This window comes from Flavobacterium sp. N2550 (assembly GCF_025947265.1).
Classification (GTDB): domain Bacteria; phylum Bacteroidota; class Bacteroidia; order Flavobacteriales; family Flavobacteriaceae; genus Flavobacterium; species Flavobacterium endophyticum.
Genome location: NZ_CP110007.1, coordinates 3248141 through 3264636, shown reverse-complemented (window position 1 = coordinate 3264636; position 16496 = coordinate 3248141). Strand labels below are relative to the sequence as shown.

Genomic DNA, 16496 nt, shown 5'->3' with positions numbered 1-16496 from the left:
CGCTGCTATAAGAACAGCCAGTTTATGGTCGCGTTTTCCTGCAGCGATATCGACTTAAAGAACGCCTTCGGTGTCAGCCCCGTAAACGACTTGAAGTCCCTGATGAGGTGCGACTGGTCATAAAAAGAATTGTCATAGCTCAAGGTGGTCAGGTTCGTGCCCTCCATGTTTTTTGCCATCGTCTGCCGAAAGCGCTGCGTTTTCTTGAATTCCGATGGCGTCTTGCCGATATGGATGCTAAACTGCCTGCTGATATTCTGCCTGCTGGTATGGTATTTCTCCGCCAGCTGCTCTATGGCATAGTCTTTTGTCTTGTCTGTAAGGTCAGACAAGATATCCTGCAAGAGTTCGTGCTCAAATCCCAAAAACTTTGACAGCCAATAGTTTTCGATGCTGTTCCGCTGTTCGTCCAGGCTCTCTTCGGCCAATACCGACTTCATCGCGGCCTCATAATCCTCGAACGGCAGAAACGAACGGAACGAATCTCCCAGATACTGCTGCAGCGGCTTTTCGATAAAAGCATTCAGTCCCAGCGGCTTAAAATAGAACGTAATCTCTCGGATACGCCCTTCGTAGCGGATCTTGATAGGCTTCTCGTAATGGCAGATAAGCTGCGAGGTAAAATCGCCCCCTGTTTTTTCTTCAATAAGCACGCTATTACCAGCCAAGGTCAGCTGCGTATCCTGCAGCAGCGATACGATGCTGAAATTGTTCGGAAACGTCAGGTATTCTACCGCAGGCTCATCCCTTTCTTTTTCCAAGAAATAATATCCCTCAAGGTATCGGGCAAGAAGCTTGCTTTTCGGCGTGAAGTACTGTAATTGCATTTGGCGAAGTTCTGTTTTTATCTGATACGGATGCAGGCCATTATGATTTGTTTAACGGCCTATTCATAATTTCTCAGCGCTTTTTTCAGCTTTTCCCTGATACGCTGTCTCAGGCTTTCCGGTGCCAAGACCTCGATGCCTTCGCCAAAGCCCAGCAGCAGCCTTTCGAACTCATAATTAACCTTGAGCCACAGGCAGAACACGATGCTTCCGTCTTCCCGCTGCTCTTCAATAGTCTGCGATGAATGAAACGGCTTGGTCAGTACATAAGGCGCATTATCGGCATCGACCCAAAGGCTGATTTTTCGAGCGTTGAGCCCTTGGTTGACCGTGACCCCGATGATGTCTTTGTAAAAATCTTCGGCATCAAAGTTTTCTTCGATATACGGAAGGTTAAAATCAAAATCAACAGAAACAATACGGTCTAAGGCAAGATTGACCACAGGCAGCGATGCTTTTTTCTTGCCGACCAAAAACCAGCGGTTATTGAATTCTTTGAGCACAAACGGATGAAAGGCAAACTGCTGCGGCTCTTTCGATTTGAACGACTGGTAGGTGAGCAGCACGACCACCTTTTTTATGATGGCCTGGTATAGCGTATCCAAAAAATGCAGTCCTTTCAAGTTCTCGTTCTTGTCAAGGTAGATGACCGGCTTGGTATGCGATTTCTCGGCATAGATCTTATCTTCGAGCCGCTGCAAGATGTCGGACACATCGCTAAAAAGAGAAAAGTCCTTGAACTGCTTGAGCATTGAAACCGTCTCCGTCAGCACGTTGATGTCCGTTTCTGTCAAAGGAATATCGGTAATCGTATACTCCTCGTCCTCATAGCGGTAATACTTCTTGTCATAAACCACTATGGGCGCATTATAACCCAGCTTTTCACTGCGCATGAGCTGGATGTCGAGCTGGGTCGTTCTCTTGCTCACGGAGTTTTCCTTGCCCTCATATTCAAACAAGGCATCAGAGCAGGCCTCCATCAAGTCTTCCAAAGTCCATTTCCGGTAGTGGTTCTGCAGGCACTTGTCAATCGTCTTATACCGGATAAGCGCATTTTTGTTTTGAGACATTTTTTCTTAGCTTTAAGATACAGCACAGGCAGGCTCGATAAAGCCTTACAGCCAAAAATAGAAATTCTTTTTTACTGCGCAAAATAATTGCGTACTTTGATTTCAGCTTTGTACCATCAAAAAACAAAAGACATGAAAACACCAATCAACGGTACAGACCTCCTAGAATTAGGATACCCGCAAGGAAGCATCATCGGGACGGCCTTAAAGATAAACAAAAAGAGAAATGGACTTACCAAAGACCAGATGCTCGACCACTATAAAAAAGTGCTGCAAGCTCCAGAAAATTATATAGACGATGCGCTTTTCGGAAAGCTGGCCACGGCACTGATCGAAAAAGCAAATGAAAAGCCAGAAGATTTTATATCACTAAACCCACAGCCAAAGGCCTTTTCGTCTTACGGACTCGACCATATCGAAGAAGGCGCTATCCAGCAGATGAAGGTAGCAATGCAGCTGCCCGTTACGGCTGCCGGTGCCCTGATGCCCGATGCACACCAAGGCTACGGACTGCCTATCGGAGGCGTACTCGCGACCCGAAATGCCATCATTCCGTATGGAGTGGGCGTGGATATCGGATGCCGTATGGCACTGTCGGTATACGATATTCCAGAAGATTTCTATTACAAGAACGAAGACAAGTTCAAGAGAGAGCTGATAGCCCATTCTAAATTTGGAGCCGGACACGGTTTCCAAGGACAGTACCGATCAGACCATGCAGTCTTGGAAAGCCCCGATTTTGAGACCAACTCATTTATCAAGAACCTGAAAGACAAAGCCTGGTCGCAGCTGGGTTCGTCTGGCGGAGGAAACCACTTTGTAGAATTCGGAATCTTGGAATTTGCAGCCGATGATGCAGTACTGAACATTCCCAAAGGAAAATACGTCGCGCTGCTGACGCATTCCGGTTCCAGAGGTTTTGGCGCTACGGTTGCCGGACATTATACAAAGATCGCCAAAGAAGTATGCCGACTGCCTGAAGCGGCACGAAACCTGGCGTATCTGGATATGGATTCTGAACTGGGCCAAGAATACTGGATTGCCATGAACCTGGCGGGCGATTATGCTTCTGCCTGCCACGAGATTATCCATAACAAAATGCAGCAGGCGCTGGGCGCTATGGTCTTGGCGAAGGTCGAAAACCACCATAATTTTGCGTGGAAAGAAGTCTGGAACGGAGAAGAAGTCATCGTACATCGAAAAGGAGCCACTCCGGCCGGAAAGGGCGTGATGGGAATCATACCCGGAAGCATGACCGCGCCCGGGTTTCTGGTGAGAGGGAAAGGAGAAGAAAATGCCATCAACTCGGCTTCGCACGGTGCCGGACGACAGATGAGCCGTACCAAAGCCATCAAGACGATTACCAAAAACGAGATGCAGGGTATTTTAAAACAGCATGGCGTGACCCTAATCGGTGCCGGACTAGACGAAGCGCCGATGGCCTATAAAGACATCAACCAGGTCATGGCCGCGCAGCAAGAATTGGTAGATGTGGTCGCCAAGTTTACGCCCAAGATGGTGCGAATGGCCGATGACGGAAGCCGAGAAGATTAGCAAGCGCTGTTAAGAGAACAGTCATTTATAGAGTGAAAGAAGAAAAAAGCATAGCGAAAAAGCAATAAGATGAATACAGGACTAGCCGATTTTGAATCCTTTTTATATTGGGTCAAGGACACGACAGAAAAAAGATGGGCCGATTTTTCAGAAAGCAAAAAAGACGGCAATTGGTGGAACCAAAGGCATTACCTTTTTGAAGGTGCTCGATGGACAGATCCGCTTAGCGATGAAGAAATCGACGCTTTAGAATCGAAATGGAATATCAAGTTCTCCCCAAGCCATAGGAGCTTCTTAAAGATACTGCACAAAGTAGACAAGGAAGAAGTTATAGAATATGAAGATGATGAAACAGGCGAGATAACCCTCAATCCTTTTCCTTTATTCCATGACTGGCGCGACGATGCAGCTATCAAAGAACGATTTGAATGGCCGTTTGAATGTATGCGCTTTGATGTGTTTGAAAGCGAGCAGCCCTCATGGCTAAAATCATGGGGTATAAAGCCTGATGATAAAGATGAGTGTATCAAGATTATTGAGGCTTGGCGCCAAAAAGTCCCTGTACTGATTCCTCTTAACACCCATCGCTATCTTGTAGCTGCAGGAGAAGGAGAAGAGAGCCATGTACTCTCTTCTTATGGATTTGATATGCTGCTGTACGGCATCAACCTAAAAGAACACTTGCTCTATGAATTAAAGTGGGATTTAGGCTTGGATGTAAGAGAGTATGATGATACTGATGTCCTAAACCCGCCGCCCTCAATCCTATCTAGTGCTATCAAAAGCCTGACAGACTCGGTAGAAGATGAAGAAGAAAGCAAGGAATCTGTAATACAAGCAGCTGAAGAACGAAATAAATGGCTCGAAGAACGAAGAAAAGCCTATAAGTCCATTCCGTATTGGGATGAGGTGATTCTGTACTACAGCTCAGGATGGAGTACAGTAGGCTTGCAATTTCCTTACGAAGATACTAATGCATCCGTTCAGCCGATTGTGAAATCAGCCGATCCCGACAGCCAAAAAATCTTTAATGATTTTGGTACCCTACAGAGCAAGCAATAAACCACACAGAGCTTGAGTCATTTATAGCCGAGCGACCGAACCTAAAAAGAATAACAATAAGCAATAACAGCATATAAATGCGGATTACATAAATAACCAAAAAATGAAAACATACATAGATATAGGAATCAACCTGACGAACAGACAATTCCAAAACGATACAGACGATATCGTACAAAATGCGCTGGAGGCCGGCGTGTCGCAGATGCTGCTTACGGGAACCAGCGTACGAAGTAGTGAAGAAGCTGCGGTAATAGCAGCACGCTACAAAGACACCCTTTTTTCTACGGCAGGTATCCATCCGCACGATGCCAAGACCTTTGACGGGCAGAGCATCGGCCGACTCAAGGCACTGCTGCAAAAACCGCAGGTAGTTGCCGTTGGCGAATGCGGCTTGGACTTTGACCGAGACTTTTCGCCCCGCGACAAGCAAGAGCAATGTTATGCGGCACATCTGGAACTGGCTATCGAAATGCAGCTGCCGCTTTTTCTTCACGAAAGAGCGGCTTTTAAACGTTTTGTTGCTATTACAGATGCTTATCTGCCGAGACTGCCCAAAGCCGTAGTGCACTGTTTTACAGGCACGCTAGACGAGGCAAAGGTTTACTTGGACAAAGGCTTTTATCTTGGCTTTACCGGAGCTGTAAGCGATACGAACCGCTTTGCCCAATTAAAGGAAGTCGTGCAGTATGTGCCGCTCGACCGCCTAATGATCGAGACCGATGCGCCTTTTATGATGCCTAAAAACGTACCCAAGTCGCTGTTGACCCAATACCACGAACGCCGTAACGAGCCTGCTTTTTTGCCTTTTGTAGCGGGTACCGTAGCACAATTTAAAGGCATAACCTTAGATGCAGTAGCCCAGCAGACGACAGCCAACGCAAAAGCTTTTTTTGAGCTGAAGTAATGGCTCAGACGTGCTATTCCTTTACGAACTTCCCGCTCCAATGGGCCTGGTCGTTCGAAAGCACAATCTGGTACATTCCGGCCGCCAAGCTAGCGATATCGATATCCGTTATATTTTGGGCAGTGCTGTACACGGCCTGTCCCAGCAAATTAGTTATCGTTATTTTTCGTATCGGTCCGTCTTGGCTGTCTGGCAGTTTCAGGTGCAGCAGGTTCTTTGCAGGATTTGGGTACAGTACCAGCCGGCTGTTCTTGCCATTGTCTGGCACAGACAAGGCAGGCGAGAGCGGCCCATCCTGTGTCTTGGCGTACAGCCCGATAGTTCCCATCTTTGAAAGCTTGAACTCCACGAAAGCAATGCCGTTTTCAGAACCCGAATTGAACGGAACGATCTTTTCGGCACCCGGTAGCGCATAGGCAGCGGCAGACAAGCCAGCTACCACGCCCGCAGCCGTAGTCGTGCTAGACAAGAACCATCCCGCATCTACGATTTCTCCCGCTGGAGGGGTATTGATGACGAGATTAGTATATTCTGCTGTCGAATAATAGACTCTTGCGATGACGCCCCCATTGGCGGTATGGTTTCCGGCATCGATAACCGTTACCAGGCGGTTGCTGATTCTGGCGCTGTTCGTGCCGTTGCTGATCTGGTAGTAGCCGCTGGAAGAAGCGATTCCCGCCGGAAGCGCACCGATACTATTATGGTTGATGGATACGCCAGTCGGTGCCAGGCTATTGCCGTTCGGGTTAAGTGTCAGCATCTTTCGGGCACGGTTCGACGGATTCGACCAGTCGTAATTGCAGCCCGCATAGGTCAACGTCACGGTAGTACCGGCCGTAGCCAGCAGCGGGGTAGAAGCCGCCAGCGACGTATCGCCCGAAATGTTCCATCCCTTTCCGCCGCTTGCAACCGGCAGGATCAGGTTGGCACGGGCAGCCGCGCCGTCATTGCAATAATACATTCCCAAGGCTCCCATGGTAATGCCGTTTGGGCCGTGCGTATTAAAGCCCACCAGTGTCGCGTCATAATTGGCGACGTTCATGCCGCAGTTCTCTAAAAAGCCGCCGAAAAAGCTGCCCAAGATGACATTCGGATTCAAGTGTTCTCCCCAAGGGCCAAGGTTCTGGTTAAAAGCGGTAGCATCTTTAAGCAAGGAATCCATATAAAGCGCCGAGGAAATATCCCAGCTGCTGATGTCTTGGTTGAAAGAGGTCGCCTGCAGGAACATATTCAGCATGTTGATGACCGAAGAAACATTCCAGCCGCTGATGTTCTGGTTAAAAGCCGCAGCCTGACGGAACATGGCGTTCATGTTGGTAACAGCGCTGACATTCCACCCGCCGATATTCTGGTTAAAGGCGGTCGCGCCAGAAAACAGAGTAGACATGTCGGTCACCCCAGCCGTATTCCAGCTGCCAATATTTTGGTTGAAGGCCGTTGCTTCGTTAAACATGCCGCTTAGGGTAGTCACGGCTCCCGTATTCCAACTCCCGATAGGCTGGTTGAAGGCCGTCGCGCCAGTAAACATGCTGCGCATAGTGGTCACGGCTCCTGTATTCCAACTGCCGATATTCTGGTTGAAGGCAGAAGCTTGCGAAAACGCGCTGTCCATATTTGTGACATTTGCCATATTCCAGTTTCCGATAGGCTGGTTAAAGGCCCTGGCTGCATAAAAAAGATAGTCCATGGTCGTTAGGGCACCCGTATTCCAGCTTCCGATAGGCTGGTTGAATGCGGTGGCATTGGCCAGCATGTTGCTCATGTTGGTCACCGCAGCCGTGTTCCAGCCGCCTATGTTTTGGTTAAAAAGAGAAGCCCCGCTAAAGAGGTAGCTCATGTCGGTAACCGAAGCCGTATTCCAGCTGCCGATATTGGCAGGGCCGTTCAAGGCCGTACAAAACTGGAACATATGGCTCATAGAGGTCACTCCCGCAAGCAGGGGCACGTCGGTAGCTGTGATATTTAGCGTGGTACAGCCATAAAAAGCATTGCTAAAGCTGCTCCAGGCAATAGTGCCCCACTGCGTGATGTTTTTTATTTTGGTCTTGTCGCCCGCATTGTTAAAATGGATGCGCGGAAAAGCACCCGTAATTTTGACCTGATAGGCCGTATTTATAGCCAATCCCGTAAAAGAAGCATTCCCCGTTACGTTGGTCAGGGTGGTGAGGATGACGGCCGGAGTATCTAGCCGCGCTATGGTAGCCGTATAATTATAGCCCGTTCCGGTAGTCGGAACCGTGATAGTGGTCGAAGCGCCCGTGTTCCATTCGGTGATGAACTGCCCGAAGCTCTGTAAAGAACAGAGCAGTAAGCCTGCAAAGAATAGTAATTTTATCTTCATGGTCGGTTTGTTATTCTGGGTTGGTTTGATAGCCTATAAGGTTGATACGAAGCTAATTTGTATGGAAATTATTCCTTGACAAATTTGCCGTTCCAGTCGCCTTTGTCCGTTGTCAACAGCAACTGGTAGAGTCCCGTTTTTAAGAAGCTGATCTCTATAGCCGGACTGTTATAAGCGCCGCTATAGACGAGCTGTCCCAGCATATTGGTGATCGAAATGTGCTGTATGGCAAAATCGGCCGCTTCCGGAAGCTTTAGGTTTAAGACATTCGCGGCAGGATTAGGATACAGCTTGATGGCATTTTTAAGGCCGATAGCCTCGTCCAGCCCCAGGCAGCCGTCAACCGTAAGCTGCAAAGGCATGGTCACGGTAGTGCCGCAGGCGTTGGTCATGGTGCAGGTATAGATGCCGCTGTCGGCCAGCGTAAGGCTGGCAATGTTGAGTATTCCGGTAGTCTGCAAGGGCAGTACCGTAGAGCCTTTTCTCCATACGTAGCTTGCGGCGTTCGTATTGTGCACGTCGAACACGAACGGGTTGTTCTGGCACACGATAAACGAGGCCGTATCAAAGAAGCGGTACGACGGCTTGCGGCAGATCTCGATAAGGTCTTTTAGCTCAGACATATTGCTGGTAATCATCTTGCGGATGACCGTATTGTTGGTTAAGTCGAGCTTGAAGGTTCCTTGCGGACTGTTGCCATAGATAGCATTATCGCTGCCCTTTAGCACCGCGCCGTAGGGCGACCGGACCAGATCATCTGCAACATAAGAAAAAATATGAGGCATCGATAAGGATCCTGTGGCAAGATCATATTCAAAGACCAGCCCGTCTGCGTTGGCAAGAGCGCTGTTGTTGTTTCCGCCCAAGGTACCGTAGAGCTTGTTGTCTGCGCTCTTGGCGAGCGGGCTTGGGTTGGCCCCGTTGACTGCATAGTCGAAATCAAACTTTTTTGACATGGTAGCGCCGGCTATCGTAAATTCATAGAGCGTGCCGCTTCCGAGCGGAGCCACGCCTTGAGGGCCTATATGTGCGCCGCCCAGAGCCGTGCCATAAAGTTTTCCGGCTGCGCCTTCTACCAATCCGCTCTCATACATAGGATACATGATATCAGAGCCGCCCACGCCAAAGACATAGACCTTGACGAGCTGTCCCGTAGCAAGGTTGAGCCTGTAGATGCCGCCCGGATAGGGAATATTTTGCGTAGAAGGCGCCATAGACGTAACGCCGTAGAGATTTCCGTCGGAAGCCTTCATCATTCCTGCTATCAATTTCGGGTACTGGTTGCTGCCGTTGTATGTAAAGGGAGGCAGGGTGGCCACGATGCTGAACTGCTCCGAATCGATAACGTACTTGAACACCGAACTGCCGCCGTTGGTCACGCCGTACAGCACGCCAGGAAGCGGCTCGATTACGGCATGCATGGCATTGACAAGGCCGCTATAAAGAAGCTTGTAGCGGTCGGTCGTAAGGTCGTACTCAAACAAGACGCCCGAAGGCACTCCCGGTGCGGGAACGGTAGTCTCGTAGCTCGTAACACCGTATAATTTTCCGCTAGATGCCTGAAACAGCTTGCCTCTCGGATACCGTCCTGTCAGTCCCGTAGGATCAAAAGAGTACACCGTTTCCGGTTCGGTATCGGTTCCTATAAGAGGAGTCTTGATAATCTGGCCGTCATTGCTGCCGGGCATACCGATTGAAGTCATTCGGTAGCCCCAGAGTTCTTTTTGGCTATAGGCTGAGGAAAATACAAACAGCAGGCCCGCTGTCCAGAGGGTAATTTTTTTCATAAGCATTGCTCGTGTTGGTCGGTTTTGTGGTATGGGTGGCGCTCTTTTTGTACTGCAACCGCCTTGTTTGGGGCATACGGTCTGTGTGGCAGATTCTGATTTGAGGGGCGATAGATGGCAGGCAGCAGCTTGGTTATAAGGCCACTACTGCAAACTTAGGCTAATAAATTAAATATTGCGTTTTGTAATTGATAATTTTTATCAGGAAGTGGGTTGTTGGGTTTTGGGCGCTGCTGGAATCGCAATAGTCGCCTTGCTTTCGGAGCCTGGAGGAACTCGCGGCTTTGCGGTGGAAAAAAGGCAACGGGGTCGATAATAAACAAATTTGTTTAACGATGTTTTTGGGTTGCTTGGCAGGTTTATTTTTGGGAAAAATGGTATTTTGCTCTAGTTTTAATGCAGTTTTGTTTTGATGTTGTTCGGAAAAAGATGCTTTTTTCCGAACACGATCAGAACAAGACCCGAACATGACTGGGAGAAAGCCCCTAAAAAAGGCGTAAAATCGGACTTATTTTTTAAACTGTTTTTACGATTGTTTTTTTGTTAAATTTGAGAAATTACTGACGATGATAAATAAGATACTTTATAAATTGGAGCAGGTAGAAAAAGAAAAAGGAGTAGAGATCCTTTTTGCCTGCGAATCGGGTAGCCGTGCCTGAGGATTTGCTTCTCCAGACAGCGACTATGACATCTGCTTTATCTACAAGCACAATATTGATTATTACTTGTCGTTACATTTTTTATTATGATAAAAATATTTTAAAAAAATATACATTTAGTTTATGTATTTTTACACAAACTTGATTACGATGGATATTGTTAGTAAGGATATACAGCTTTTGAAGAAAAGGCTAAATGAAGAGCTTTTAAAAGACATTTCTGATAATAACTTAATTCTTGAACTTTCACATGAAATAGCGAATCTTGATTTAGATAGTGTACGTTTTTCTGTAGATGCAGGTGTTATAAATAGGTTAGGTAAGGAGCTTGTTGGAAGGCATGAAACTGCTGTTTCAGAACTAGTAAAAAACGCTTATGATTCAGACGCCTTAACAGTTGATTTATATTTTGATAATTGTGAGAAGCCTGGTGGTAATTTAACAATCGAGGATACTGGATTAGGTATGACTAGGAGTCAACTTATAAAAGGTTTTATGACTATATCATCTAGTGATAAAATACACAATCCAAAGTCTCCAAGATTTGGTAGAACTAGAGCAGGTCAAAAAGGAATTGGTCGCTTTGCAACTCAGAGAATAGGTCAGACATTAACGATAATTACACAAACTTTAGATTCAAGTAAAGCCCTCAAAGTAACAATTGATTGGGATAGATATGAGATTGATTCAAATTTACTTTTAATCTCAAATAAAATTGAAGAAGTTGATAAGGAAAAAGAAGAGGGTACTACTCTTATTATTGAAAATGTAAGGGATTCTTGGTCTGATTCAATGATAAAAAGAGCTTACAAATATATTTCTGATTTATTACAACCTTTTCCTTTATCGGATAGGTTTGAAAAAAGTAAAGATGATCCGGGATTTAAAGTTACTTTTTATAGAAATGGAAATGTAATAATTGATGAGGAAAGTGCTTTTTTTCAGCATGCTCTAGCTGAAATAGAAGCGTATGTAGACAATGAAGGACAAGGATATTATTCCTTTAAAAGTGATAAACTATCAATTCCAGAAGAAGTATATTTAGTAGGAAAAAAAGAAAGAGATGATAAGTATTCAGATTTAAAGAATGTTCACCTGAAAGCATTCTATTTTATTTATAACGGAAATCAAACTTCATTTATCCCTAAAACAGTCAATTCTTACATACTAGAAAATGCAAAGGAATATGGTGGAATTAGACTATATAGAAATGGATTTAGAGTTTTACCATATGCTGAAAAAAATGATGATTGGCTTACATTAGATGCTTCAATGAGAAGAAGAAGTATCTTAGCTCCCCATTCGAATTTACATTTTTTTGGTTTTGTTGAAGTAATTGATAAAAATGGAATTAATTTTCAAGAATTATCAAGTAGAGAAGGATTGTTGGAGACAAATGCATTAGTAGAACTTAAGGATTTTGGATACAAAGTATTAACTGATGTAGCTTTAAAAGTTTCACAAACTAGAGATAAAAAGGGTACTGCTGGTCAAAAAGATTGGGATAAAAAAACAACTGCAGACATAATTAAAGAAGTTAAAAAAGAATTTAATGAAATAGTTAGTCCAGAGTTAATCACTGATGAGAGTACTATTGAATCAAACACAAAAGAAAATATTTCAACGAAATTAAAAACAATTAACGAGAAATTAATTGAGTTGGAAGAGGTACAACAGCAAGAAACGATAGATCATGAAATAGAAACAAAAGAATTACTCAAGGAAATACAAATGTTAAGAATTCTAGCAGGATTGGGTTTGACGATTGGTGAATTTGTTCATGAAGTAAATCATTATGAACCAGCATTTAAATATGATGCCGAATATTTAACAAATTTAATCGAAGATATTCAGGGTAAAAAAACAGGACTTCGTTTGCAAAAAAATTTAGAAGCATTCACCGTTTATACATCTTTTTTTAAGGATGCTATTTCTAAAAATGTGAATAGAGAACTTAAGCCAATTGAATTACGAGAGCCAATTTCTAATTTCATTGAAATAATTACACCTGATTTAGAGAGAAGTAATATTTATTTAGAGAAGCCAGAATTTAAAGGATATAATTTATTTACTTGTCCTATGCATTCATCAGAGTGGGCTTCAATTTTGTTTAATTTTTATACAAATTCAAAAAAAGCAATTGCTAAAAAATCTATAGTTGGTAAGATTAGTATTGAGGCTGGCAAAATTAAAGATAAAGTATATTTAGAGTTTTCAGATAATGGTATTGGTATTGCCCCTGAAAAGGAAGATGAAATTTTTGATGCTTTTTATACAACAAGCAACCCATCTGGCAGTAGTTCTACTGAAATAGAAGAACTATCAGGTACAGGTTTAGGTCTTAAAATTGTGAAAGACATTATAGAAGGATACGGTGGTGAAGTATTTGTAACAAAACCAAAAGAGAATTATGCTACTACAATTAGAATTGAATTACCAAAAACTGAAATAGAAGATTATGAGTAAATATAGAGTATTTTATCTTGATGATGAGAAAGATGATTTGACCCAACCAATTAAGAAAAAACTAGAAGCAAATGATATATTAGAAGTTAGTTTAAGGAAACCTCACAATTTTGAAAATGAATTAGACATATTAGTTGAACAACTTAAAAGTTATAATGCTTTAATTTTGGATCTCCAATTAAATGGACCTCAAGAAAATACTGCCGATGAAAAAGACATAAAATTTCAAGTTAGATATCAAGCACCTCCATTGGCACAAATGATTAGAACTTTAGCATCTGAAGGTTTGTTACCTGATTTACCAATTATTCTATGTTCTACTGAAGATAAAATTAAAGATTCTTTTACTAGAGATTTTACTAGTCATGATTTGTTTGATTGGACTTTTTTAAAGGACGATATCGATAATGAAACAGTTAATAAAATATCTTCTTTAATAGATGGATATCAAATATTAAATACAAGCAAAAAAGATTTTTCTTTAATATTAAAAAGAGACTATAAGGAACTAGATGAAAGAATGTTGTCTAGATTTGTTATTGAAGAGAATCCGCCAATTCATGAAATTGCTAGAGTTATATTTAAAGATATTATTCAACCTACTGGTGTATTAATTAGCGAGGAAACACTAGCGGCAAGATTAGGGATTAATATCTATGAATCAAAAGATTGGAGTGCTCTTGTGAAATTTTTTTTAGAAGCTAGATATGATGGAATTTTCCATAATAGTTGGAACAGATGGTGGAATGATATAGTGATTGACGTTTTTGAAAATATGACAAATGAAAATCTTGCAAGTCTTAATGCGGAATCTAGAGTCACATTGTTAAGAGAAAAAACGGGTTTTAATGATTTAAAGACAGCAAAACCAATTGAACTTTTTCAAAGTAGTAATTATTGGAATATATGTGAAATTACAAGGAGACCATTAGATCCTTTTGAAGGATTTAAAATATGTGGAAAAGGAGAACCAAAGCCATGGCAAGATTATGCATATGTTTCCTTATATGCAATTGTTGAAGAGCCAGATTTGGTGTCAAAAAAAGGAATAAAAGTACATCCAACTGATATAGAGCGACTAAGTTTTGAAAGAAAAAAAATAGACTAAATGACAATTGATGAATCAAATTATAAATATCGATTGGCTTTAGCTGACGAATTGAATCTATTAAAGCAAGCTTTGGATAGATGCCAAGTTGATAAAAGTTCAATAGGAACAATTGATAGAGCAATTAAAAGATTAAAAGATAAGTATAATCTACCACCTACATTTGTTGGAAAGGATGGACAAATGGTAGGTACGCCTTTAAGTTGGGGATACAGTGTAAACAGTTTTATTATTGAAATTGATATATCAAGTAACATTCAATATCCTAAGACTGTTAAGAAGGCAATATTGGAGTTTAGTGTTGATTTAAAAGGAGAATATTTTGATGCATCAAAAGAATGTAAAGACCCTTTTAAGCATCTAGAATTCAATATAGTCATTGAAGGTAAGTCTAGAAGTCAAAAAGACCATATTTTATCATATCATTTGGATAGACATATAGAAGGAGAAAATCCATCGAATGAAGTCCATCCAATTTATCATTTCCAAATGGGGGGAAGAAAGCTAGGAAAATATAATGCTGTAGGAAGGAATTTCGGTAATCACCTAATCTTAGATAATCCTAGATTCATGCATTACCCGATGGACTTTATATCAGGATTAGATTTCGTTTTATCAAATTTCTCACCTGCATTATGGCGTAAACTTAAAAAAGACCCTAAATACTTAAAAGCCCTAAAAAGTTCGCAGGAAAGGACTTTAAAACCGTTTATTGCTAGTTTAGCTCATCACTTTGGCTTCCATGCAATAAATAATGATTGGAATACTAAGGATATATGTCCACAAATAATGTAATGAAACAAGAAATATTCAAATATTTAGAATCATATTCTTTTAGTACAGAAAAAATAAATAGATTAATAGTTTCTGCCTTTTTGTATTCTAATAATATTTTTTCAATTAATAATAAAAGAATAAAAAAACTTTTAATAACGAAGGAATGTGATGATTATAATGAATTGACAGATTTTTTAAAAATTCAAAAACTATCATCCTTTGAAGAGTTAATTGAAGCATTTGAATTTGTAATATCTCCTCAAGAAAAAATAGTTACTGGGGCAATATATACTCCGGATTATATTAGAAATTATATTTTAGATTATGCACTTTCTAATTATGACGATTTTGATGGAATAACGATATGTGATCCGGCATGTGGTTGTGCAGGATTCCTGTACAATGTTTCAAAAAAAATAAAGAACAAAACAAAAAAAACTTATTTCGATATTTTCAAAACAAATATTTTCGGATTAGATATTCAAAAATATTCTGTTAAAAGGTCGGAATTATTACTCTCATTATTAGCAATAATTGATGGAGAGGATGAAGAAATATTTGAATTCAATTTTTTCAAAGGAAATGCCTTAAATTTTAAGTGGGATAAAAAAATTTCAAACTTTGAAGGTTTTGATATCGTTGTTGGTAATCCACCTTATGTTTGTTCTCGTAATATTGATAAAGAGTCTAAAGAATATCTAAAGTTATGGACAGTCTGTTCATCAGGGCATCCGGATTTATATATTCCTTTTTTTGAAATAGGATTATCTATTCTTAAACCGAACGGTATCTTAGGTTATATTACTATGAACACTTTTTTTAAGAGCATAAATGGTAGAGCATTAAGGGAATATTTTCAAAAGGAAAAAAATAAGTTCATATTAATTGATTTTGGTGGTGAACAGGTATTTCATTCAAAATCTACTTATACCTGTTTATGCTTAATAAAAAAAACAAATTCAGATTTCATACAATATTCAAAATTAAACAATCCTCATGATCTTGTTTTATCAAGAATAAAATTTAATAATATACTATATTCTTCATTAGGAACATTAAATGGATGGAATCTTCAAGAAATTGAAATTCTAAATAAAATTGAATCTATAGGTACTCCTTTAGGTGAAAAGTTTAAGACTAGAAATGGAATTGCGACCTTAAAAAACGATATTTTTATTTTTGATTCAATAAAAGAAGACGATAAGTATTTTTATTTACAAAATGGAAGTTTATATCAAATAGAAAAGGAAATTTGTAAGGAAATTATAAATCCAAATAAATTAACTAAAATTGATTCTATTGAATTTTTAAAGAAGAAAATAATTTTCCCTTATTATCATGAAGAAGGAAATGTAAAATTGATTGAAGAAACTAACTTCAAAAATAATTTTCCAAAGGCTTATGAATATTTACAATCTAAAAAACAGATTCTAGCAAAAAGAGACAAAGGGAATGGGAAATATGAAAATTGGTTTGCATATGGTAGAAATCAATCAATAGAAAAATTAAAATATAAATTGTTTTTTCCACATATAACACCAAATACACCAAATTTTGTTGTAAATCTTGATGAAGATTTATTATTTTATAATGGTTTGGCTCTTATCAGTTCTAATGAGAAAGACTTGTTATTTATGAAAAAAATAATGAGTTCAAGGCTCTTTTGGTTTTATATTGTTAATTCAAGTAAGCCTTATGGGTCGGGATATTTCTCCTTAAGCCGAAATTACATTAAACGATTTGGAATTTATGATTTTACAGAAGAAGAAATAAATCATTTAATAAACGAACAAGACAAAGGAAAGTTGGATGACTTTATAGATATGAAATATGGTATAGATACTGCTTTGCTATATAGGAATTAATTTTATTCTTGTCTGTCTATAAAGTAAAAAGTATATAGTGATATATTGTTGTTATATAGATAGCTTTTCTTTC

General features: G+C 40.8%; 11 protein-coding genes and 1 pseudogene. 8 read left to right on the top strand and 4 right to left on the bottom strand.

The window, feature by feature from the left end; translation table 11 throughout:
* Nucleotides 1-5: 5 nt before the first annotated feature.
* Nucleotides 6-827 carry a helix-turn-helix domain-containing protein gene (locus OLM56_RS14390; protein WP_182492175.1) on the bottom strand — a complete coding sequence of 274 codons (822 nt, stop codon included), beginning with the start codon at nucleotides 825-827 and terminating at the stop codon, nucleotides 6-8.
* Nucleotides 828-886: 59 nt separating this feature from the next.
* Nucleotides 887-1897, bottom strand: a complete 1011-nt coding sequence (locus tag OLM56_RS14385) for a helix-turn-helix transcriptional regulator (protein ID WP_264527476.1) — start codon at nucleotides 1895-1897, stop codon at nucleotides 887-889.
* Nucleotides 1898-2029: 132 nt separating this feature from the next.
* Between OLM56_RS14385 and OLM56_RS14380 the strand changes: the two genes are divergently transcribed.
* From OLM56_RS14380 to OLM56_RS14370, 3 genes are all read left to right on the top strand, one after another.
* Nucleotides 2030-3451, top strand: a complete 1422-nt coding sequence (locus tag OLM56_RS14380) for an RtcB family protein (protein ID WP_264527475.1) — start codon at nucleotides 2030-2032, stop codon at nucleotides 3449-3451.
* Between the two features lie 69 nt (nucleotides 3452-3520).
* Nucleotides 3521-4513, top strand: coding sequence for a hypothetical protein (locus tag OLM56_RS14375; RefSeq protein WP_264527474.1), 993 nt, complete (start codon nucleotides 3521-3523; stop codon nucleotides 4511-4513).
* Between the two features lie 103 nt (nucleotides 4514-4616).
* Nucleotides 4617-5420, top strand: coding sequence for a TatD family hydrolase (locus OLM56_RS14370; RefSeq protein WP_264527473.1), 804 nt, complete (start codon nucleotides 4617-4619; stop codon nucleotides 5418-5420).
* A 13-nt stretch (nucleotides 5421-5433) separates the two neighbouring features.
* Here the strand turns inward: OLM56_RS14370 and OLM56_RS14365 are convergent, their stop codons facing one another.
* Together OLM56_RS14365 and OLM56_RS14360 are read right to left on the bottom strand one after the other, a co-directional pair.
* Nucleotides 5434-7761 (bottom strand): BspA family leucine-rich repeat surface protein, encoded by a 2328-nt coding sequence (locus OLM56_RS14365; protein WP_264527472.1) that lies wholly within the window; start codon nucleotides 7759-7761, stop codon nucleotides 5434-5436.
* A 68-nt stretch (nucleotides 7762-7829) separates the two neighbouring features.
* Complete coding sequence (locus tag OLM56_RS14360) at nucleotides 7830-9548, bottom strand: T9SS type A sorting domain-containing protein (protein WP_264527471.1); 1719 nt, start codon at nucleotides 9546-9548, stop codon at nucleotides 7830-7832.
* A 566-nt stretch (nucleotides 9549-10114) separates the two neighbouring features.
* Here OLM56_RS14360 and OLM56_RS14355 point away from each other — a divergent pair.
* The 5 genes and pseudogenes from OLM56_RS14355 to OLM56_RS14335 form a co-directional block, all read left to right on the top strand.
* A pseudogene (locus tag OLM56_RS14355) lies at nucleotides 10115-10279 on the top strand (DNA polymerase beta superfamily protein); the annotation flags it as partial.
* 78 nt (nucleotides 10280-10357) lie between these two features.
* Entirely contained in the window at nucleotides 10358-12673 is a 2316-nt protein-coding gene (locus tag OLM56_RS14350) for an ATP-binding protein (protein ID WP_264527470.1), read from the top strand.
* Nucleotides 12666-13781 carry a hypothetical protein gene (locus OLM56_RS14345; RefSeq protein ID WP_264527469.1) on the top strand — a complete coding sequence of 372 codons (1116 nt, stop codon included), beginning with the start codon at nucleotides 12666-12668 and terminating at the stop codon, nucleotides 13779-13781. The genes OLM56_RS14350 and OLM56_RS14345 overlap by 8 nt, the downstream gene beginning before the upstream one ends.
* The gene (locus tag OLM56_RS14340) at nucleotides 13782-14576 is read left to right on the top strand and encodes a hypothetical protein (RefSeq protein ID WP_264527468.1); all 795 of its coding nucleotides are present in this window, start codon (nucleotides 13782-13784) and stop codon (nucleotides 14574-14576) included. It begins immediately after the preceding gene.
* Complete coding sequence (locus OLM56_RS14335) at nucleotides 14576-16423, top strand: Eco57I restriction-modification methylase domain-containing protein (RefSeq protein WP_264527467.1); 1848 nt, start codon at nucleotides 14576-14578, stop codon at nucleotides 16421-16423. Before OLM56_RS14340 ends, OLM56_RS14335 begins: the two co-directional genes overlap by 1 nt.
* Nucleotides 16424-16496: the final 73 nt, after the last annotated feature.